The 20,324-nt window shown below is 72.0% G+C and carries 14 protein-coding genes and 2 pseudogenes; 12 read left to right on the forward strand and 4 right to left on the reverse strand.

Annotation, left to right across the window (positions count from 1 at the left end):
• Positions 1–424: 424 nt before the first annotated feature.
• A complete protein-coding gene (gene rpsT, locus ACFY2B_RS09710) occupies positions 425–691 on the reverse strand; it encodes a 30S ribosomal protein S20 (RefSeq protein ID WP_015660447.1) in 267 nt (88 codons plus the stop codon).
• 219 nt (positions 692–910) lie between these two features.
• Between rpsT and lepA the strand changes: the two genes are divergently transcribed.
• From lepA to ACFY2B_RS09735, 5 genes are all read left to right on the forward strand, one after another.
• Positions 911–2,779, forward strand: a complete 1,869-nt coding sequence (gene lepA / locus ACFY2B_RS09715; RefSeq protein WP_390762591.1) for a translation elongation factor 4 — start codon at positions 911–913, stop codon at positions 2,777–2,779.
• Between the two features lie 294 nt (positions 2,780–3,073).
• On the forward strand, positions 3,074–4,948 hold the full coding sequence (locus ACFY2B_RS09720) for an AMP-dependent synthetase/ligase (RefSeq protein ID WP_390762592.1): 1,875 nt from the start codon (positions 3,074–3,076) through the stop codon (positions 4,946–4,948).
• Positions 4,949–5,178: 230 nt separating this feature from the next.
• Positions 5,179–7,164: a SpoIIE family protein phosphatase gene (locus ACFY2B_RS09725; RefSeq protein ID WP_390762593.1), complete on the forward strand. Its 1,986-nt coding sequence runs from the start codon at positions 5,179–5,181 to the stop codon at positions 7,162–7,164.
• 161 nt (positions 7,165–7,325) lie between these two features.
• Positions 7,326–8,558: a radical SAM family heme chaperone HemW gene (gene hemW / locus ACFY2B_RS09730; protein ID WP_390762594.1), complete on the forward strand. Its 1,233-nt coding sequence runs from the start codon at positions 7,326–7,328 to the stop codon at positions 8,556–8,558.
• Positions 8,559–8,658: 100 nt separating this feature from the next.
• Positions 8,659–9,246 (forward strand): Uma2 family endonuclease, encoded by a 588-nt coding sequence (locus ACFY2B_RS09735; protein WP_390762595.1) that lies wholly within the window; start codon positions 8,659–8,661, stop codon positions 9,244–9,246.
• On the opposite strand, the pseudogene ACFY2B_RS09740 reads toward ACFY2B_RS09735, so the two are convergent.
• Positions 9,224–9,373 (reverse strand): annotated as a pseudogene (locus ACFY2B_RS09740) (DUF3097 family protein); the annotation flags it as partial. The gene ACFY2B_RS09735 and the pseudogene ACFY2B_RS09740 sit on opposite strands and share 23 nt — an antisense overlap.
• Positions 9,374–9,525: 152 nt before the next feature.
• On the opposite strand from ACFY2B_RS09740, the gene ACFY2B_RS09745 reads away from it, so the two are divergent.
• Positions 9,526–10,104 (forward strand): Uma2 family endonuclease, encoded by a 579-nt coding sequence (locus ACFY2B_RS09745; protein WP_390762596.1) that lies wholly within the window; start codon positions 9,526–9,528, stop codon positions 10,102–10,104.
• Here ACFY2B_RS09745 and ACFY2B_RS09750 read toward each other — a convergent pair.
• Together ACFY2B_RS09750 and ACFY2B_RS09755 are read right to left on the reverse strand one after the other, a co-directional pair.
• Positions 10,082–10,891 (reverse strand): annotated as a pseudogene (locus ACFY2B_RS09750) (DUF3097 domain-containing protein); the annotation flags it as partial. The gene ACFY2B_RS09745 and the pseudogene ACFY2B_RS09750 sit on opposite strands and share 23 nt — an antisense overlap.
• 225 nt (positions 10,892–11,116) lie before the next feature.
• The gene (locus ACFY2B_RS09755) at positions 11,117–11,842 is read right to left on the reverse strand and encodes an MBL fold metallo-hydrolase (protein ID WP_390762597.1); all 726 of its coding nucleotides are present in this window, start codon (positions 11,840–11,842) and stop codon (positions 11,117–11,119) included.
• 173 nt (positions 11,843–12,015) lie between these two features.
• Here ACFY2B_RS09755 and hrcA point away from each other — a divergent pair, with 173 nt between their 5' ends.
• The 6 genes from hrcA to ACFY2B_RS09785 all read left to right on the forward strand — a co-directional run bounded on the left by hrcA (position 12,016) and on the right by ACFY2B_RS09785 (position 20,298).
• On the forward strand, positions 12,016–13,032 hold the full coding sequence (hrcA, locus tag ACFY2B_RS09760; protein ID WP_390762598.1) for a heat-inducible transcriptional repressor HrcA: 1,017 nt from the start codon (positions 12,016–12,018) through the stop codon (positions 13,030–13,032).
• Positions 13,032–14,168 (forward strand): molecular chaperone DnaJ, encoded by a 1,137-nt coding sequence (gene dnaJ / locus ACFY2B_RS09765; protein ID WP_390762599.1) that lies wholly within the window; start codon positions 13,032–13,034, stop codon positions 14,166–14,168. The genes hrcA and dnaJ overlap by 1 nt, the downstream gene beginning before the upstream one ends.
• A 269-nt stretch (positions 14,169–14,437) precedes the next feature.
• Positions 14,438–15,556 carry a nitronate monooxygenase gene (locus tag ACFY2B_RS09770; protein ID WP_390762600.1) on the forward strand — a complete coding sequence of 373 codons (1,119 nt, stop codon included), beginning with the start codon at positions 14,438–14,440 and terminating at the stop codon, positions 15,554–15,556.
• The gene (locus ACFY2B_RS09775) at positions 15,553–16,290 is read left to right on the forward strand and encodes a 16S rRNA (uracil(1498)-N(3))-methyltransferase (RefSeq protein WP_390762601.1); all 738 of its coding nucleotides are present in this window, start codon (positions 15,553–15,555) and stop codon (positions 16,288–16,290) included. The genes ACFY2B_RS09770 and ACFY2B_RS09775 overlap by 4 nt, the downstream gene beginning before the upstream one ends.
• Positions 16,291–16,440: 150 nt before the next feature.
• Positions 16,441–16,998, forward strand: coding sequence for a hypothetical protein (locus ACFY2B_RS09780; protein WP_390762602.1), 558 nt, complete (start codon positions 16,441–16,443; stop codon positions 16,996–16,998).
• Positions 16,999–17,142: 144 nt separating this feature from the next.
• Positions 17,143–20,298, forward strand: coding sequence for a S41 family peptidase (locus tag ACFY2B_RS09785; RefSeq protein ID WP_390762662.1), 3,156 nt, complete (start codon positions 17,143–17,145; stop codon positions 20,296–20,298).
• Positions 20,299–20,324 lie beyond the last annotated feature (26 nt).

Here is a 20,324-nt window from a genome sequence, read left to right on the forward strand (position 1 = left end):
CGGGACCGGTCCCGGACGGATCGAAAGCCGACCCGGAACGGACCTCACAGACCTCAGACCTCACAGACCTCAGGGACCTCAAACGGTTCCTCAAGCGGTTCCTCAAGCGGGCCTGAAGACGACCTTGAAGCGGACCCGAAACGTGGCTTGAACGGAGTCGAAAGTGTGCGGAGCCGCAAACGGGCGCTGAGCAGACCCGTAAACACGGCCTGAGCAGACCCGCAAACGTGGCCTGAGCGGAGTCGAAAACGTCGAAAGTCCCGGCGTCCGCCCTGGGGAAGGGCGAGCACCGGGACCTCCGGTCAAAGCTGTCGAGCCCGTTCCCGCGTGGCGAACGCAGGCCGCGAACGGGCTCCGGGTGCCGGCCGGGAGCGGATGAGAGAGGGCCCGCTCTGGTCCGTCCGGCGGTCAAGTCGGAACTGACTCAGCCCTTGAGGGACGCGACCTTGGAGGCCAGGGCCGACTTCTTGTTGGCGGCCTGGTTCTTGTGGATGACGCCCTTGGAGACGGCCTTGTCGAGCTGGCGCGCAGCGGCGCGCTGGTACTCGGTCGCCTTCTCGACGTCACCCGCGGCAGCGGCCTCGCGGGCCTTGCGGATCGCGGTCTTCAGGGAGGACTTGACGGCCTTGTTGCGCAGCCGGGCCTTCTCGTTGGTCTTGATCCGCTTGATCTGGGACTTGATGTTCGCCACGAATGAGCCTTTTCAGGTTCTGGCACGGGCCCCTGGGGTCCCGTGCCGGTGATCTTCTGAGACGTACCCCGCGCCGAGCAGGCACGAGGCACAGCCACTCACGGTACCAGTGGCCCCGCGGCCAGCCCAAACCCCTCCCCGGTGCCCGCCCGTGGGACCATGGAGACTACGTATCGATCCGACCCGAGGCAGAAGGCGCCTCAAGAGACAGGACCCTGCGTGCCCGCGACCCCTAAAAATGTGCCCGAGCCGAGCCGTACCGACCCGGCTCTGATCCGGAATTTCTGCATCATCGCGCACATCGACCACGGCAAGTCCACGCTTGCCGACCGGATGCTCCAGCTGACCGGCGTGGTCGAGCAGCGCCAGATGCGCGCTCAGTACCTCGACCGCATGGACATCGAGCGTGAGCGCGGCATCACGATCAAGTCCCAGGCGGTGCGTCTGCCGTGGGCTCCCACCCACGACCCGGGCAACACGCACATCCTCAACATGATCGACACCCCCGGGCACGTCGACTTCACCTACGAGGTCTCGCGGTCGCTCGCCGCCTGCGAGGGGACCGTCCTCCTCGTGGACGCCGCCCAGGGCATCGAGGCGCAGACCCTCGCCAACCTCTATCTGGCGATGGAGAACGACCTCACCATCATCCCGGTGCTGAACAAGATCGACCTGCCGGCCGCGCAGCCGGAGAAGTTCGCCGAGGAACTGGCCAACCTGGTCGGCTGCGAGCCCGGCGACGTGCTCAAGGTCTCCGCCAAGACGGGGCTCGGTGTCGACGCGCTGCTCGACCGCGTCGTCGAGGAGATCCCGGGCCCGGTCGGCGTCAAGGACGCCCCGGCGCGCGCGATGATCTTCGACTCCGTCTACGACTCCTACCGCGGAGTCGTGACGTACGTCCGGGTCGTGGACGGCCAGCTCAACAAGCGCGAGCGGATCCGGATGATGTCCACCGGCGCCACGCACGAGCTGCTGGAGATCGGCGTCAGCTCGCCCGAGATGCTGCCGGCCGACGGCCTCGGCGTGGGCGAGGTGGGGTACCTGATCACCGGCGTGAAGGACGTCCGCCAGTCCAAGGTCGGTGACACGATCACCAGCCAGGCCAAGGGCGCCACCGAGGCGCTGGGCGGCTACAAGGACCCGAAGCCGATGGTCTTCTCGGGCCTGTATCCGCTGGACGGCTCCGACTACCCGGACCTGCGCGAAGCGCTCGACAAGCTCCAGCTCAACGACGCCGCGCTGGTCTACGAGCCGGAGACCTCCGCCGCGCTGGGCTTCGGCTTCCGCGTCGGCTTCCTCGGCCTGCTGCACCTGGACGTGATCCGGGAGCGGCTGGAGCGCGAGTTCGGCCTCGACCTGATCGCCACCGCCCCCAACGTGGTCTACCGCGTGATCATGGAGGACGGCACCGAGCACGTCGTGACCAACCCGAGCGAGTTCCCCGAGGGCAAGATCGAGGAGGTGTACGAGCCGGTCGTACGGGCCACGATCCTCGCGCCCACCGAGTTCATCGGCGCGATCATGGAGCTGTGCCAGACCCGGCGCGGCACCCTGCTCGGCATGGACTACCTGTCCGAGGACCGCGTCGAGATCCGCTACACCCTGCCGCTCGCGGAGATCGTCTTCGACTTCTTCGACCAGCTGAAGTCCAAGACCCGCGGGTACGCCTCGCTCGACTACGAGCCCACGGGCGAGCAGAACAGCTCCCTGGTCAAGGTCGACATCCTGCTGCACGGCGACAAGGTCGACGCCTTCTCCGCGATCACCCACAAGGACCAGGCGTACGCGTACGGCGTACGGCTCGTCGCCAAGCTCCGGGAGCTGATCCCGCGGCAGAACTTCGAGGTGCCGGTGCAGGCGGCCATCGGCTCCCGGGTGATCGCCCGCGAGACCATCCGCGCCATCCGCAAGGACGTCCTCGCCAAGTGCTACGGCGGTGACATCTCCCGGAAGCGCAAGCTGCTGGAGAAGCAGAAGGAAGGCAAGAAGCGGATGAAGATGGTGGGTTCCGTGGAGGTTCCGCAGGAGGCGTTCATCGCCGTGCTGTCCAGCGATGACAGCGCGGGGTCGAGCAAAGCCAAGAAGTAACGCCGGTCACTCCGGGTTACCCCCCGGTACCCCGGCAAACCGGGCGCAACAGGGGCTCGTCGCGAGAAAGTGCGGCGGGCCTCTACGCGTGCGTAGGGTCGCTGACGGTAGGAAGTGACAGGCCGCCGCCCCTTACGTGTCGGCTGGGCGGGCTCTACTCTGATCCCTGCTCGATAGTTACTCGTGGGTTAACTCGTGGGTTGAACAACGCCGGGCGGCGGCCCGGAGAGCCGCCCCGCGGGTGCACCCCAGCCGCACTGAGCCAGCCGCATCGTCGCGGGCCCGGAGGATGTCGTGAGCGACACACAGACACTGATCGAGAACCGTCCGCCGTCCGTGGCGAACCTGTTCCTGGACCGCGTCGCGGCCACACCGGACGCCGAGGCGTACCGCTACCCGGTGCCCCCCTCGTCCGGTCAGGGCCCGGACGACTGGAAGTCACTCAGCTGGGCGCAGGCGGCCGAGCGGGTCTACGCGATCGCCGCCGGGCTCATCGAACTGGGCGTGCGGCCCGAGGAACGGGTCGCGCTCGCCTCCTCGACCCGGGTCGAGTGGATCCTGGCCGACCTCGGCATCCTGTGCGCGGGCGCCGCCACCACGACCGTCTACCCGCAGACCAACGCCGACGAGTCGGCGTTCATCCTCTCCGACTCCGGGAGCCGGGTGCTGATCGCCGAGGACGCGGCCCAGCTCGCCAAGGCGCAGGAGAAGCGCGCCGAGCTGCCCGACCTCACCCAGGTGGTGGTGCTCGACCCGGCGGGCGTCGAGACCGGCGACGGCGTGCTCACCCTGGCCGAGCTGGAGGAGCGCGGCGCTGCCCACTTGGAGAAGCACCCGGAGCTGATCAAGGACCGGGTGGCGGCGATCACCAAGGACCAGCTGGCCACGCTCATCTACACCTCCGGCACCACCGGCCGTCCCAAGGGGGTGCGGCTGCCGCACGACAACTGGTCGTACATGGCGAAGGCGATCGCCGCGACCGATCTGCTCGGCCCCGAGGACGTGCAGTACCTGTGGCTGCCGCTGGCGCACGTCTTCGGCAAGGTGCTCACGTCCGGCCACATCGAGATCGGCCACGTCACCGCCGTGGACGGCCGCGTCGACAAGATCATCGAGAATCTTCCGGTCGTCCGGCCGACCTACATGGCCGCCGTGCCGCGCATCTTCGAGAAGGTCTACAACGGCGTCGCGGCCAAGGCCCGCGAGGGCGGCGCGGCCAAATTCCGGATCTTCCAGTGGGCGGCCGATGTCGCCCGCGAGTACGCCAAGGCCAGCCAGGACAGCTTCCGGCGCACCGGCACCGCCTCCGCGCCGTTCGGCCTGACCGCCAAGCACAAGGTCGCCGATGCGCTCGTCTACGCCAAGCTCCGCGACGCATTCGGCGGCAGGCTGCGTGCCTGCATCTCCGGCTCGGCCGCGCTCGCGCCGGAAATCGGCTACTTCTTCGCCGGCGCCGGCATCCACATCCTGGAGGGCTACGGCCTCACCGAGTCCTCCGCGGCCTCCTTCGTCAACCCCGGCGAGGCGTACCGCACCGGCACGGTCGGCAAGCCGCTGGCCGGCTGCGAGGTGCGCATCGCGGACGACGGCGAGGTCCTGCTGCGCGGCCCCGGCATCATGCAGGGCTACCACAAGCTGCCGGAGAAGACCGCCGAGGTGCTGGAGTCCGACGGCTGGTTCCACACCGGTGACATCGGCGAGCTGTCGGCCGACGGCTATCTGCGCATCACCGACCGCAAGAAGGACCTCATCAAGACGTCCGGCGGCAAGTACATCGCGCCGGCCGAGGTCGAGGGCAGGTTCAAGGCGGTCTGCCCGTACGTCTCCAACATCCTCGTGCACGGCGCGGACCGGAACTTCTGCACCGCGCTCATCGCCCTCGACGAGGCCGCCATCGTGGAGTGGGCGAAGGAGAACGGCCTGGCGGGCAAGACGTACGCCGACATCGTGGCCGCGCCCGCGACAGTCGCCCTCATCGACGGGTACGTCAAGGAGCTCAACCAGGGACTGCAACGGTGGGAGACCATCAAGAAGTTCCGGCTGCTCCCGCGCGACCTGGACGTGGAACACGGTGAGGTCACGCCGAGCCTGAAGCTGAAGCGGCCCGTCGTCGAACGGCAGTACAAGCACCTGCTCGACGAGATGTACGCGGGCACCCGCGAGGCGTAGGGCCCACGCCCCGACCAGGGGAAAGGAGAGGGTGGGGCGCCCGGCGTCCCGCCCCCTCCTCAGTTGTTCCTGATCCGGTCCGTCTTCGAACACACCCGTAGCACCCCATAGCACTGTTCTCACCCATGGCAGCCCACTTCGGTAACTCCGCGCTTATGGATACGGCCGGTCTGTCACCCTGTCGGCAACGACCGAGGGCCTAATCGTCCGAAACGCTCGGGGAGCTGGCAATGGGGGCCATACCGACGCAACGGGAGACCGTGTTCCGTGGCTTCGAGCCGTCCGCGCGTCCGTCCGCGCATCCGGCCGAGCATCCGGCCGAGCAGCCGTCCGCGCATCCGGCCGACCATCCCTGCGAGCCGCCGTCCGAGCAGCCGTCCGAGCGCGGCGGAGCGGACCGGCGCGGCCGGGCGCACGCGACGCTGCCCGGCAGCCCGCTCGCGGCCGGCTCCGCCCGCGGACTGGTGAGCAGGGCGTTCACCGAGTGGGCCGAACTCGGCCTGGTGAGACACGAGCGGCTGGCCGACGACGTCATGATCGTGGTGAGTGAACTCGTCACCAACGCCGTCGTGCACGCGGGCACCGACGTCGAACTGGTCTGCCGGCTGGAGGAGGACGGCGCCGTCGTCGTCGAGGTCGGCGACCACCACCCCTCGCGCGCCCCACGCGACAACGGCGCCGAAACGCCGTACGAGATCCCGGAGTACGGCCGCGGCCTGCGCCTCGTCGCCACGCTCGCCGAGTCCTGGGGCGTCACCTACCGCACCGGCGCCAAGACGGTGTGGGCGCGACTGACGCCCGAGGACGGGCCGCTCGCCGACGGACGTGAGACGTACGCCGGGGAGCGTGCGCTGGCTGTCGCCGAGGTCCTGGCGCCCGAGCCGCACCGGGCCGAGCGGGACCGGGACTGGCTCGGCCGCGGCGCGCTGTCCTTTCTGGCCGAGGCGTCCGACCTGCTCGCCGGGCAGCTCGACGAGAACCTGGTCGCCGCGCTCACCGGCCAGCTGATCGTGCCGCGGCTCGCCGACTGGTGCGCGGTGTGGCTGGAGGACGAGTCGACCGTGCGGGGCGGCTGGGCGGACGGCACGGGCCTCGCCGGACCGCGGCTCGCCCGGGTCTGGCACGAGAGCGAGAACCGGATCGAGGAACTGCGCCGGACCCTGGAGAAGGACCCGCCGTGCCCCCGGGACGGCCTGCGCTCCGGACCCGAGCCCTACCCCTGGCCGGGCGCCGCGCTCGGCCCGCGCGCCGCGCACGGCGCGGCGCTCGCCTACCGGCTGATCGCGGGCGGCCGCCCGCTGGGCACGCTGGTCATCGGCCGGTGCGGCCTCACCCGCTTCCCGGACGAGATCACCGGTCTCGTCGAGGACCTCGCCCGCCGGGTGGCCCTCGCCATCGGCGCGGCCCGCCAGTACGCCCGGCAGGCCACGATCAGCGCCGTCCTGCAACGCGGGCTGCTGCCCGGCGCGGTCGCCGAGATCCCGGGGCTGCGCAGCGCGCTCGTCTACGAGCCGTGCGACCAGGGCGGACCGAGCGGCGACTTCTACGACCTGTTCCCGGCCGGCGACGGCCGCTGGTGCTTCGCGATCGGCGACGTCCAGGGCAAGGGTCCCGAGGCAGCAGTGGTGATCGGCCTGGCCCGGCCCTGGCTGCGGCTGCTGGCCCGCGAGGGCTACCGGGTCGCCGACGTCCTCGACCGCCTCAACCAGCTCCTCCTCGACGACGCGACGGAGGCCGCGGACGCGGCGGCCCGTGCGCTGGTGGCGGCCGGCGGCCGTCCTGTGGCCCCCGGCGACGGCCCCCAGACCCGGTTCCTGTCCCTCCTCTACGGCGAACTCGTCCCCTTCGACGGCGGTGTCCGCTGCACCCTCGCCTCCGCCGGCCATCCGCTGCCGCTGGTGCTCGGGCCCGACGGCGAGGTCCGTACGGCGGCGCATCCGCAGACCCTGCTCGGTGTCGTCGAGGACGCCACGTACACCAGCGAGACCATCGCGCTGGGGGTGGGCGACAGCCTGCTGTGCGTCACCGACGGGGTCACCGAGCGCCGGTGCGGATCCCGCCAGTTCGACGACGGCGACGGGCTCGCCCTGGCGCTGGCCGGCTGCGCCGGGCTCAGCGCCGAGCTGATCGCGGACCGGATCAGGCGCCTGGTGCACGACTTCGGCGTCCGTCCTCCGGAGGACGACCTGGCCCTGCTGGTGCTCCAGGCGGAGTGACCGGGCCCCGGCCCATGAGCCGCCCCAGGCCATGAGCCCGGCCCCGGCCCATGAGCCGCCCCGGCCCATGAGCCCGGCCCCGGCCCGCGAGCCGACCCGGTCCACCGCCGTCCTGGCACGGGACGACCCGGCCCGGACACCGGTACGGGACAATGGACCACATGCCTTCCGCACTCCCCGACGGCGAGCCCGTCCCCGCCGACGGCGCGCTGCCCGCCTCCGCGCTCGACGGTGCCGCCGACCGACCCCTCGGGTTCTATCTGCACGTCCCGTACTGCGCGACCCGCTGCGGATACTGCGACTTCAACACCTACACCGCCGGCGAACTGCGCGGCACCGGCGGAGTGCTCGCCTCCCGGGAGAACTACGCGGACACCCTGACCGACGAGATCCGCCTGGCCCGCAAGGTGCTCGGCGACGACCCGCGCGAGGTCCGCACGGTCTTCGTCGGCGGCGGCACGCCGACCCTGCTGCCCGCGGCCGACCTGGTACGGATGCTGGGCGCGATCCGCGCCGAGTTCGGCCTCGCGCCGGACGCGGAGATCACGACCGAGGCGAACCCCGAGACGGTCGACCCGGCCTACCTCACGGCCCTGCGGGAGGGCGGCTTCACCCGGATCTCCTTCGGCATGCAGAGCGCGCGGCGGCACGTGCTGGACGTCCTCGACCGCACCCACACCCCGGGCCGCCCCGAGGCGTGCGTGGCCGAGGCACGCGCCGCCGGCTTCGAGCACGTCAACCTGGACCTGATCTACGGCACGCCCGGCGAGTCCGACGACGACTGGCGGGCCTCCCTGGAGGCGGCGCTCGGCGCGGGCCCCGACCACATCAGCGCGTACGCCCTCATCGTCGAGGAGGGCACCCAGCTCGCCCGCCGCATCCGCCGCGGCGAGGTCCCGATGACCGACGACGACGTCCACGCGGACCGCTACCTGATCGCGGAGGAGATCCTGACCGCGGCCGGTCTCGACTGGTACGAGGTCTCCAACTGGGCCGCCTCCGCCGCGGGCCGCTGCCTGCACAACGAGCTGTACTGGCGCGGCGCCGACTGGTGGGGCGCGGGACCCGGCGCGCACTCCCACGTGGGCGGCGTGCGCTGGTGGAACGTCAAGCATCCCGGGGCGTACGCGGCGGCCCTGGCGACGGGCCGCACCCCGGGCGCCGGACGGGAGATCCTGTCCGACGAGGACCGTCGGGTGGAGCGGATCCTGCTGGAGCTGCGGCTGCGCGAGGGCGTCCCGCTGGACCTGCTGCGCCCCGACGGCCTCGCGGCGGCCCGCCGGGCACGGGCGGACGGGCTGCTGGAGACCGGCCCTTACGACGAGGGGCGGGCCGCGCTGACCCTGCGGGGGCGGTTGCTGGCGGACGCGGTGGTGCGGGACCTGGTGGACTGATCACCCTCGCGGATGAATCGGTGCGGAACGCGGGTTCGGTCCCTAACCTGGTTCGTAGGCTGCCGCGAAAAGTACGCGGCGGATGTGGAGGGCCACGGAGATGACCGCTGTGGATGACCGACCGATCACTGATGCTGTCGAGATCTTCGAGAACCTTGAGGTTCCCGAGGGATACAAGGCGGAGCTCCTCCGGGGGGACATCGTGATGATGGCGGGGCCGGGTGTGGTCCACAACATAATCGTGGAATCGGTCCAGGACCAGATCCCGCGTGATCGGTGGCGACGGCTACAGGTGCAGGACATCGACATCCCTGACGAGTTCAGCGAGCCGGTGCCCGATCTGGTGGTGATCGAACGCGACGCAGTACCTGGTTCCGGACGCCTGGTGCCATCTGGGGCGGTCACCCTGGTGATGGAAGTCGTCTCGAAGAACAGCGTCGACCGCGACTACGGAGACAAGCGCTCCATCTATGCGGCGGGCAAGGTTCCCGCTTACTTGATCATCGATCCCATGGCTGCGCAGTGCCTGCTGCTCACGGAACCGACCGGGCAGGGCGAAGAGGCGGATTACCAGGTGGAACGGACAAGTAAATTCGGCATGCCACTGGCGTTGGACATGCTTGGCATCAAGCTGGAGACCGGTGAGTTCGGGACGTTGCCTCCCGTCAAACGTCACCGCCGACCGTAACGAAATCGATCAACTCCTCCACCCTCCCCAACAACTCCGGTTCAAGATCCCTGTACGACCGCACCCGCGACAAGATCCCCTGCCAGGCCGCCCCGGTGTTCTCCGGCCACCCCAGCGCCCGGCACACGCTGCGGGGGCGGTTGCTGGCGGACGCGGTGGTGCGGGACCTGGTGGACTGATCACCCTCGCGGGTGAATCGGTGCGGAACGCGGGTTCGGTCCCTAACCTGGTTCGTAGGCTGCCGCGAAAAGTACGCGGCGGATGTGGAGGGCCACGGAGATGACCGCTGTGGACGAGCGCGGGATGACCCAGTACTTCGAGGAGCTTGAGCCTCCCGAGGGCGTCAAGGTCGAGCTTCTCCGGGGGGTAATCGTGATGATGGCCAGCCCTGATCTGGTGCACAACCTGATCGTGCTGCATACGGAGAGGCAGATCCCGCTCGACCGCTGGTACCCCCTCCAGACCCAGGATGTCGGCATCGTCGACGAGGCGAGCGAGCCCGTACCGGATCTCGCGATCGTGGCGCGTGACGTCCTGCCCGGTTCGGGCCGTCTGCTGCCCTCGGATCTGGTCACGATGGTCGTGGAGGTCGTCTCCAAGAGCAGCATTCACCAGGATTACGTGATCAAGCGCTCGATCTACGCGGCCGGAAGGATCTCCGCCTACCTCATCGTGGACCCGATCATGGCGCACTGCGTGCTGCTGACGAAACCCGCGGGCGGGGGCGAGGACGCCGATTATCGGAGCCAGGAGATCGTGAAGTTCGGAGACCCGCTGCCCCTGAAGGTTCTGGGTCTCGAACTGGACACGCACGACTTCGGCACATTTCCCGGCGTCAGGCCCCATCGCTATCCGTGACGAAGTCGATCAGTTCCTCGACCCTGCCCAGGAGCTCCGGCTCAAGATCCCTGTACGACCGCACCCGCGACAAGATCCCCTGCCAGGCCGCCCCGGTGTTCTCCGGCCACCCCAGCGCCCGGCACACCCCCGTCTTCCAGTCCTGCCCGTGCGGTACTTTCGGCCACCCGGCGATGCCCAGGGCGGACGGCTTCACCGCCTCCCAGATGTCGATGTAGGGGTGGCCGACCACGAGCGCGTGCTCGCTCGTCACCGCCTGTGCGATCCGCCACTCCTTGGTGCCGGGGACCAGGTGGTCCACGAGGACGCCGAGCCGCGCGTCCGGTCCTGGTGCGAACGAGGCCACGAGGGACGGCAGGTCGTCCACGCCCTCCAGGTACTCCACGACCACGCCCTCGATGCGCAGGTCGTCGCCCCACACCTTCTCGACCAGTTCCGCGTCGTGCCGGCCCTCGACGTAGATCCGCCCGGCGCGGGCCACTCGCGCGCGGGCGCCGGGGACGGCGACCGAACCGGACGCCGTACGGGCGGGCCGTGCCGGAGCCGCCGCCGACGGACGCACCAGCGTCACCACCCGCCCCTCCAGCAGGAAGCCGCTCGGCTGGAGCGGGAAGACGCGGTGTTTGCCGAAGCGGTCCTCCAGGGTCACCGTGCCCGCCTCGCAGCGGATCACCGCGCCGCAGAAGCCGGTGCCGGGCTCCTCCACCACGAGCCCGGGCTCGGCCGGGACCTCGGGGACGGGCCTGGGCTTCTTCCAGGGTGGGGTGAGGTCAGGTGAGTACGCACGGGGGCGTGGGCTCGAAGGGCCCTCGTTGGAAGGGTGGTGGTGGGAGACGGGATGAGGGGGCGGGGCCGAAGGGCCCTCGTTGGAAGGGTGGTGGTGGGAGACGGGATGAGGGGGCGGGGCCGAAGGGCCCTCGTTGGAAGGGTGGTGGTGGGAGACGGGTGGGCGCATTCGGATGACGATAGGAGAACCCGCCAGGTGACGGTCACGACACGCCGGACGATCACGTCACGCCGAGCCGCCGAACCGTGTGGCCAGCGCGTCCCGCTGCGCGCGTACGAACTCGGCGTCCACCACCGCTCCGTGACCGGGCACGTACAGCGCGTCCGCGCCGCCCAGGGCGAGCAGCCGGTCCAGGGCCGCGGGCCAGCGGGACGGTACGGCGTCCGGGCCCGCCTGCGGCTCGCCGGACTCCTCCACCAGATCGCCGCAGAAGACCACCGCCGGCTCGCCCGGGACCAGTACCGCCAGGTCATGGGCCGTGTGGCCGGGGCCCACGAACGCCAGTACCGCCCGCCGGCCGCCGCCCAGGTCCAGCGGCCACTCGTCCCGGACCAGGTGGCGGGGGCGCACCAGGGCGGCCGCTGCCTCGGCGGCGAGCCCCGCGTCCAGGCCGTTGTCGACCGCGTCCCGGCGCAGTCCGTCCCGCTCGTGGGAGAACACCGCGTCCACACCGGCGGCCGCGTACACCTCCGCGTCCGGGAACGCCGCGGCGCCGAAGACATGATCGAAGTGGGGGTGGGTGAGCGCGAGATGCGTCACACGGTGACCGGCGAGTTCCCCGGCCCGTGCCCGCAGCCGCGCGCCCTCCGCCAGGCCGGACCCGGCGTCCACCATGAGCGCCGTGCCCTCTCCGAGGACCAGTCCGGCGGTGCAGTCCCACCCCGGCAGCCGGCACCGGCCCACCCCCGCGGCCACCCGTTCCCAGCCCGCCTCTTCCCAAGTCGCCCTCATACGGCGACGCTAGCGTCCGGGAGGCTCCGGGTACGAACGGACGTGACCAGCCTTGCCCGGGGCGTACCCCACGGCCGTACACTGGCCCCGGGGACGCTGGCACTCCCCTGCACAGAGTGCCAGGCGAAAGACCCGAAAGGCCGCGGGGACGACTTTCTGGAGGTGGGCGCGAGATGCTGAGTGAACGCAGACTCCAGGTGCTGCGCGCCATCGTCCAGGACTACGTCGGCACCGAGGAGCCGGTGGGTTCGAAGGCCCTCACGGAGCGGCACAACCTCGGTGTCTCCCCGGCCACGGTCCGCAACGACATGGCGGTGCTGGAGGACGAGGGGTTCATCGCCCAGCCGCACACCAGCGCCGGGCGGATCCCCACGGACAAGGGTTACCGGCTGTTCGTGGACAAGCTCGCGGGCGTCAAGCCGATGACCGGGCCCGAGCGGCGCGCCATCCAGAACTTCCTGGACGGCGCCGTCGACCTCGACGACGTGGTGGCCCGGACCGTGCGGCTGCTCGCGCAGCTGACCCGGCAGGTCGCGGTCGTGCAGTACCCGTCCCTGACCCGTTCGACCGTGCGGCACGTGGAACTGCTCGCGCTCGCCCCCGCGCGCGTGATGCTCGTGCTGATCACGGACACCGGCCGGGTCGAGCAGCGGATGATCGACTGCCCGGCGCCGTTCGGCGAGACGTCCCTGGCGGACCTGCGCGCGCGGCTCAACAGCCGGGTCGCGGGCCGTCGTTTCTCGGATGTGCCGAACCTGGTCGAGGACCTGCCGGACGCCTTCGAGGCCGAGGACCGCGGTACGGTCTCGACGGTGCTCTCCACCCTCCTGGAGACGCTCGTCGAGGAGAACGAGGAGCGGCTGATGATCGGCGGCACCGCCAATCTGACCCGCTTCGGACATGACTTCCCCCTCACCATCCGGCCCGTCCTGGAGGCGCTGGAGGAGCAGGTCGTGCTCCTCAAGCTGCTGGGCGAGGCGAAGGATCCGGGCATGACCGTGCGCATCGGCCACGAGATCGCCCACGAGGGACTCAACTCCACGTCCGTGGTGTCGGTCGGCTACGGTTCGGGCGGCGAGGCAGTAGCCAAGCTCGGCGTGGTCGGACCGACCCGCATGGACTACCCGGGAACGATGGGAGCGGTACGCGCAGTGGCACGGTACGTCGGACAGATCCTGGCGGAGTCGTAGTGGCCACGGACTACTACGCCGTTCTCGGCGTGCGCCGCGACGCGTCGCAGGAAGAGATCAAGAAAGCCTTCCGACGGCTCGCACGCGAGCTGCACCCGGATGTCAACCCCGATCCGAAGACGCAGGAGCGGTTCAAGGAGATCAACGCCGCTTACGAGGTGCTGTCGGACCCGCAGAAGAAGCAGGTCTACGACCTCGGCGGGGATCCCCTCTCGCAGTCCGGCGGGGCCGGCGCGGGCGGCTTCGGGGCCGGCGGCTTCGGCAACTTCTCCGACATCATGGACGCGTTCTTCGGCACGGCGTCGCAGCGCGGGCCGCGCTCGCGCACCCGCCGCGGCCAGGACGCGATGATCCGGATCGAGGTCGAGCTGGACGAGGCGGCCTTCGGCACGACGAAGGACATCCAGGTCGACACGGCCGTCGTCTGCAAGACCTGCAACGGCGAGGGCGCGGCGCCGGGCACCACCGCCCAGACGTGTGACATGTGCCGCGGGCGCGGCGAGGTGTCGCAGGTGACCCGGTCCTTCCTGGGCCAGGTCATGACCTCGCGCCCGTGCCCGCAGTGCCAGGGCTTCGGCACGGTCGTGCCGACCCCGTGCCCGGAGTGCGCGGGCGACGGCCGGGTGCGCTCGCGCCGGACCCTGACCGTGAAGATCCCGGCCGGCGTCGACAACGGCACCCGCATCCAGCTCGCGGGCGAGGGCGAGGTCGGCCCCGGCGGCGGCCCCGCCGGCGATCTGTACGTCGAGATCCACGAGCTGCCGCACTCCACCTTCCAGCGGCGCGGCGACGACCTGCACTGCACGGTGACCATCCCCATGACGGCCGGGGCCCTCGGCACCAAGGTGCCGCTGGAGACCCTGGACGGCCTGGAGGACGTCGACATCCGTCCCGGCACCCAGTCCGGTCAGTCGATCCCCCTGCACAACCGCGGTGTGACGCATCTGCGGGGCGGCGGCCGGGGCGATCTCATCGTGCACGTCGAGGTGCAGACCCCGACCAAGCTCGACCCCGAGCAGGAGCGGGTGCTGCGCGAGCTGGCCAAGCTGCGCGGCGAGGAGCGTCCGACGGGCCAGTTCCAGCCCGGTCAGCAGGGCCTGTTCTCGCGGCTGAAGGACGCGTTCAACGGCCGCTGACACGGGCCGGGCGACGGTGCGAGCCGCGCGGGCCGGGTGAGCTGAACGACCGTTCCCGGGCTGCCCGGCTCCCCTGCCGGGGGCCTGGGCGGCGGCCCCTGGGCGGGAGCCGCCACCCCGGGCGGCCAGGGGGTGTTCTCCCGGTCGGAGGACGCGTTCGCCGGCCGCCGGCACGAGCCGCCGGGGGCCGGTGACCGTCCGTTGCCGATGGCCTATGCCAAGCCAAGGCCGGATTCGGACTTGTTCGGAGGACGTGACAACATGCCGTCATGTCCTCCGCACTGACCGATCTCTGCCCACATCCGATCGTGCAGGCCCCCATGGCGGGCGGTGTCTCCGTCCCGCAGCTCGCCGCCGCCGTGTCCGAGGCCGGTGGGCTGGGGTTCCTCGCCGCCGGGTACAAGACCGCCGACGGCATGTACCAGGAGATCAAGCAGATGCGGGGGCTGACGGGCCGCCCCTTCGGGGTGAACCTCTTCATGCCCCAGCCCGAATTCCCCGGCGCGAACGCCGGCGGCACCACGGCGACGGGCGCCGGGCATGCGTCCGCCGCGGTGGAGATCTACGCACAGCAACTGGCCGGCGAGGCCGCCTGGTACGAGATCGAACTCGGCGACCCGGACAGCGGCCGGGACGACGGCTACGAGGCCAAGCTCGCCGTGCTGCTCGACGACCCGGTACCGGTGGTGTCGTTCCACTTCGGCGTCCCGGCCCGGGACGTCATCGACTCGCTGCACCGGGTCGGCACCTTCGCCCTGGTCACCGCGACCACCGCGGAGGAGGCCCAGGCCGTGCGGCAGGCCGGCGCCGACGCGGTGATCGCCCAGGGCGTGGAGGCCGGCGGCCACCAGGGCACCCACCGCGACATCCCGGAGAACGACCGCTCAGGGCTCGGACTGCTCTCCCTGGTCGCCCAGGTCCGCGACGCCGTGGACATCCCGGTCGTCGCGGCCGGCGGGATCATGCGCGGCACGCAGATCGCCGCGGTCCTCGCCGCGGGTGCGGACGCCGCCCAACTCGGCACCGCGTTCCTCGCCACCCCCGAGTCCGGCGCGCCGGCCCTGCACAAGCAGGCCCTGACCAGCCCCCTGTTCACCCGTACGGAGCTGACCCGGGCCTTCTCCGGGCGGCCCGCCCGCGGCCTGGTCAACCGGTTCCTGCGCGAGCACGGCCCGTACGCCCCCGCCGCCTACCCCGAGGTCCACCACCTGACCTCGCCGCTGCGCAAGGCCGCCGCCAAGGCCGGTGATCCGCAGGGCATGGCGCTGTGGGCCGGGCAGGGGCACCGGATGGCCCGCGACCTGCCCGCCGGGGAACTGGTCGAGGTCCTGGCGGCCGAACTCGCCGCCGCCCGGACAGCGTTGTCAACCGGAGGCGACCTGCGATGACGGCCCCGGTCTTCGTCGTCGAGCACTTCCGCTCGGACGGCCACCGGTACGTCCTGGACGGGCCCGAAGGCCGCCACGCGGTCTCCGTGAAGCGGCTGCGCCCCGGCGAGGAGGTCGTCCTCACCGACGGCGCCGGGCGGTACGCCGTGTGCGAGGTGATCGACACCGAGGGCAAGGACCGGCTGATCGTCCGCATGACCTCGGTCTCCGAGGAAGCGGAGGCCGCCCCCCGGATCACTGTCGTCCAGGCGCTGCCCAAGGGGGACCGGGGCGAGGTGGCCGTGGAGACCATGACCGAGGTCGGCGTCGACGCCGTCGTCCCCTGGCAGGCCGCCCGCTGCATCACCCAGTGGAAGGGCGACCGGGGCCTGAAGGCGCTCGCCAAGTGGCGGGCCACCGCCCGGGAGGCGGGCAAGCAGTCCCGCCGGGTGCGCTTCTGCGAGGTCGCGGAACCGGCGACGACCAAGCAGGTGGCCGCGCTGCTCGCCGCGGCCGACTTCGCCGCTGTGCTGCACGAGAGCGGCCGGGAACGGCTGGCCACCGCCGAACTCCCCGCCGAGGGCGACATCGTGCTGGTCGTCGGACCCGAGGGCGGCGTCTCCCCGGAGGAACTGGCGGTCTTCGCGCAGGCGGGCGCCGAACCGTACGTCCTCGGGAACACGGTGCTGCGCACCTCGACCGCCGGGACCGCCGCCGCGGCCCTGCTGCTGGGCCGCACCGGCCGCTGGTCCTGACCCCGGCCCCGGCCGTTCCGGAGCGGTCTCACACGTACAGGTGACTGGCCGTCAACGGCCTACCGCGGCGCCGCAGTCGATGGCACTCTGCCCTGCATGGGGGCATTCAGGCTGATTCGGTGTGGGTTGCGCGGTCCGCGGGTGGGGGCCGTGGCGGGGCTCGCGGCGCTGGCCGTGGGCGGCGCGGTGGCCTGTCGGCCCGGCGGCCTGAACAGCGCGACGGCCGCCTACACCACCGACTGGACCGCGACGGCCCGGCTCGAACGGGAACATGTCGACGTGAGCTGGCTGACCTGCACCGGCGGCGACGCCACACCGGGCCGCGGCACGGCGGCCGGCGCATCTGCCACCGCGCGGACGCCCTCCGCCACCGAGACCACCGTCGTCTCCGTCGACTGCCAGGGGCGGACGAAGGACGGCCGGATGATCACCGTCATCGGCCGGGTCACCAGGGCCGTCGGCGGCGCGTGCGTGCGCGGCGACCTCGTCGCCGCGGTGGACGGCAAGGAGCGGTTCCACGTCAGCGGCCTGGGCGACTGCGACGCCACCCCCGGCCCCGCGTACACCCCGCCCGTCACGTACCGTCCCCCGTCCGTCACCTATCGCCCCCCGGGCGGGCCGCAGCCCGCGCCCACGGTCACCGTGACCGTCACCCGTACCGTGTGGTGCGAGACCGACCCGAGATGCCGGCCTGTCGCGGGCAAGTGATCCGAACCACGTCCATCGGCGGCGCTTGCTGCATAGGGTGACCGGGTGACTGAGTCCATATCGGCGGACGTGGCGAGCGCGGCGGGTTCGGCCGACGTCCCCCCAGGGTCTTCGTATCTGCGCTTTCCCCATCTGCGGGGCGAGTTGGTCGCCTTCACCGCCGAGGACGACGTCTGGCTCGCCCCGCTCGACGGCGGCCGGGCCTGGCGGGTCAGTGCCGACAACGTGCCGGTGACCCACCCGCGCATCTCGCCCGGCGGCACCGCCGTCGCCTGGACCTCCACCCGCGACGGCGCCCCCGAGGTGCATGTCGCCCCCACCACCGGCGGACCGGCGCGGCGGCTGACGCACTGGGGAAGCGCGCGCACCCAGGTGCGGGGCTGGACGCCCGACGGGCGGGTCCTGGCGCTCAGCACCCAGGGCCAGCCGAGCCTGCGCCGCAGCTGGGCCCGCGCCGTGCCGCTGGACGGCGGCCCCGCCGACACCCTGCCGTACGGGCCCGTCGGCGACGTCGCGTTCGGACCGGCCACCGTCCTGCTGTCCGCGCCGATGGGCCGCGAGGCCGCCTGGTGGAAGCGCTACCGGGGCGGTACGGCGGGCAAGCTGTGGATCGACCGGGACGGCGACCGGGCGGGCGGCGGGGAGTTCGTCCGGCTGCACGAGGAACTGGACGGGAACATCGAGTACCCGCTGTGGGTGGGGGACCGGATCGCCTTCCTCTCCGACCACGAGGGCACCGGCGCGCTGTACTCCTCCCTCGCCGACGGCTCCGAGCTGCGCCGGCACACCCCCCTCGACGGTTTCTACGCCCGCCACGCCGCCTCCGACGGCACCCGGGTCGTCTACTCCAGCGCCGGCGAACTGTGGCTCCTCGACGACCTCGCGGGCGCCGAACCGCGGCGGCTCGACATCCGGCCGGGCGGGCCCGGCCTGGACCTCCAGCCGTACCCGGTGAACGCCGCCCGCTGGCTCGGAGCCGCGTCCCCCGACCACACCGGGCGCGGCAGCACGGTCTGCGTGCGCGGCGGCGTGCACTGGGTCACCCACCGCTCCGGCCCCGCCCGCGCCCTCGCCGCGGAGTCCGGCGTGCGCGCCCGGCTGCCGCGCAGCTTTCGCGCGGACGGCGAGGAGTGGGCGGTGTGGGTGACCGACGCCGAGGGCGAGGACGCCCTGGAGTTCGCGCCCGCGACCGGCATCACGCCCGGGGCCGTCCCCCGCAGGCTCGCCGCGGGACAACTGGGCCGGGTCCTGGAACTGGCCATGGCACCCGACGGCAGCCGGGCCGCCGTCGCCGTGCACGACGGGCGGCTGCTGCTCGTCGAGCGGGAGACCGGCGAGATCCGCGAGGTCGACCGCAGCGCCGACGGCGACGTGTCCGGGCTGGTCTTCTCGCCCGACTCGGCCTGGCTCGCCTGGTCCCACCCCGGCCCGCACCCCCTGTCCCAGCTGCGGCTCGCCCACACCACCGATCTGTCGGTGACCGAGGCGACCCCGCTGCGCTTCCGGGACTACGCGCCCGCCTTCACCCTCGACGGCAAACACCTCGCCTTCCTGTCCAACCGGTCCTTCGACCCGGTCTACGACGAGCACGTCTTCGACCTGGCCTTCGTGGTCGGCGACCGCCCGCACCTGATCACCCTGGCCGCGACCACGCCCTCCCCGTTCGGGCCGCAGCGGCACGGCCGGCCGTTCGAGACCCCGGACCGGGACGAGACCCCCGACAGCGAGGGCGCCCCGGCCACCCGTATCGACCTGGAGGGACTGGCCGACCGGATCGTCCCCTTCCCGGTCGAGGCCGCCCGCTACTCCAACCTGCGCGCCGCCAAGGACGGCGTGCTGTGGCTGCGCCACCCGGTGCGCGGTGTCCTCGGCGCCACCCGGGCCACACCCGACGACCCGGACCCGAAGACCGAACTGGAGCGCTACGACCTCGTCCAGCAGCGCATCGAGCACCTGGCCGCCGACGCCGACCACTTCGAGGTCAGCGGCGACGGCAAACGGGTCCTGCTGTGGACCGACGACCGGCTCAGGGTCGTACCCAGCGACCGGCGGGCCGGCCACGACGACGACGGCGACACCAGCGTCACCGTCGATCTCGGCCGGGTGCGGCAGACGGTGCGCCCGGCGGCCGAGTGGCGGCAGATGTACGACGAGGCAGGCCGCATCATGCGCGACCAGTTCTGGCGGCCCGACCTGGGCGGCGTCGACTGGGCCGGCGTCCTCGACCGCTACCGCCCGGTCCTCGCCCGGGTCGCCACCCACGACGACCTGGTCGACCTGCTGTGGGAGGTGCAGGGCGAACTCGGCACCTCGCACGCCTACGTCACGCCGCGCGGCGGCTACGGCTCCGGCGCCCGCCAGGGCCTGCTCGGCGCGGACGTCTCCCGGCACCCGGACGGCAGTTGGCGCGTCGACCGGATCCTGCCCGCGGAGACCTCGGACCCGCGGGCCCGCTCCCCGCTGGCCGCGCCCGGCGCCGCGGTGCGCGCCGGGGACGCGATCGTCGCGGTCGGCGGTCTGTCCGTCGACCCGGTGACCGGTCCCGGCCCGCTGCTCGTCGGCACGGCCGGGCAGCCGGTCGAGCTGACCGTCTCCCCGGCCGGCGGCGGCGACCTGCGGCACACGGTCGTCGTACCGCTCGGCGACGAGGAACCGCTGCGCTACCACGCCTGGGTCGCCGACCGGCGGGCCTACGTCCACGAGCGCTCCGGCGGCCGGCTCGGCTACCTGCACGTGCCGGACATGCAGGCGCCCGGCTGGGCGCAGATCCACCGCGACCTGCGGATCGAGGTGGCCCGCGAGGGCCTGGTGGTGGACGTCCGGGAGAACCGCGGCGGGCACACCTCGCAGCTCGTCGTGGAGAAGCTGGCCCGGCGGATCGTCGGCTGGGACATGCCGCGCGGTCTGCGGCCCATCAGCTACCCGATGGACGCGCCCCGCGGGCCCGTCGTGGCCGTCGCCAACGAGTTCTCCGGCTCCGACGGGGACATCGTCAACGCGGCGATCAAGGCGCTCGGCATAGGCCCGGTGGTCGGCACCCGCACCTGGGGCGGTGTCGTCGGCATCGACAGCCGCTACCGCCTGGTCGACGGCACCCTGATCACCCAGCCCAAGTACGCGTTCTGGCTGGAGGGTTACGCGTGGGGCGTGGAGAACCACGGGGTGGACCCGGACGTGGAGGTGGTACAGCGCCCGCAGGACTGGGCGGCCGGCCGGGACCCCCAGCTGGACGAGGCGGTGGCGCTGGCCCTGGCCGCCCTGGAGACCACCCCCGCCAAGACACCGCCACAGCTGCCGTGAGGCCCGGCCCCCGCCCGGTCGGCGGG

The organism is Streptomyces sp. NPDC001270 (assembly GCF_042896695.1).
In the GTDB taxonomy this organism is placed as follows: Bacteria; Actinomycetota; Actinomycetes; order Streptomycetales; family Streptomycetaceae; genus Streptomyces.

What these genes read in the sequence shown, in the direction of transcription:
- ACFY2B_RS09725 (WP_390762593.1), top strand. Translation starts at nt 5,179, where the DNA reads ATGGGGGCCATACCGACGCAACGGGAGACCGTGTTCCGTGGCTTCGAG.
- hemW (WP_390762594.1), top strand. Translation starts at nt 7,326, where the DNA reads ATGCCTTCCGCACTCCCCGACGGCGAGCCCGTCCCCGCCGACGGCGCG.
- ACFY2B_RS09735 (WP_390762595.1), top strand. Translation starts at nt 8,659, where the DNA reads ATGACCGCTGTGGATGACCGACCGATCACTGATGCTGTCGAGATCTTC.
- ACFY2B_RS09745 (WP_390762596.1), top strand. Translation starts at nt 9,526, where the DNA reads ATGACCGCTGTGGACGAGCGCGGGATGACCCAGTACTTCGAGGAGCTT.
- ACFY2B_RS09755 (WP_390762597.1), bottom strand. Translation starts at nt 11,842, where the DNA reads ATGAGGGCGACTTGGGAAGAGGCGGGCTGGGAACGGGTGGCCGCGGGG.
- hrcA (WP_390762598.1), top strand. Translation starts at nt 12,016, where the DNA reads ATGCTGAGTGAACGCAGACTCCAGGTGCTGCGCGCCATCGTCCAGGAC.
- ACFY2B_RS09770 (WP_390762600.1), top strand. Translation starts at nt 14,438, where the DNA reads ATGTCCTCCGCACTGACCGATCTCTGCCCACATCCGATCGTGCAGGCC.
- ACFY2B_RS09775 (WP_390762601.1), top strand. Translation starts at nt 15,553, where the DNA reads ATGACGGCCCCGGTCTTCGTCGTCGAGCACTTCCGCTCGGACGGCCAC.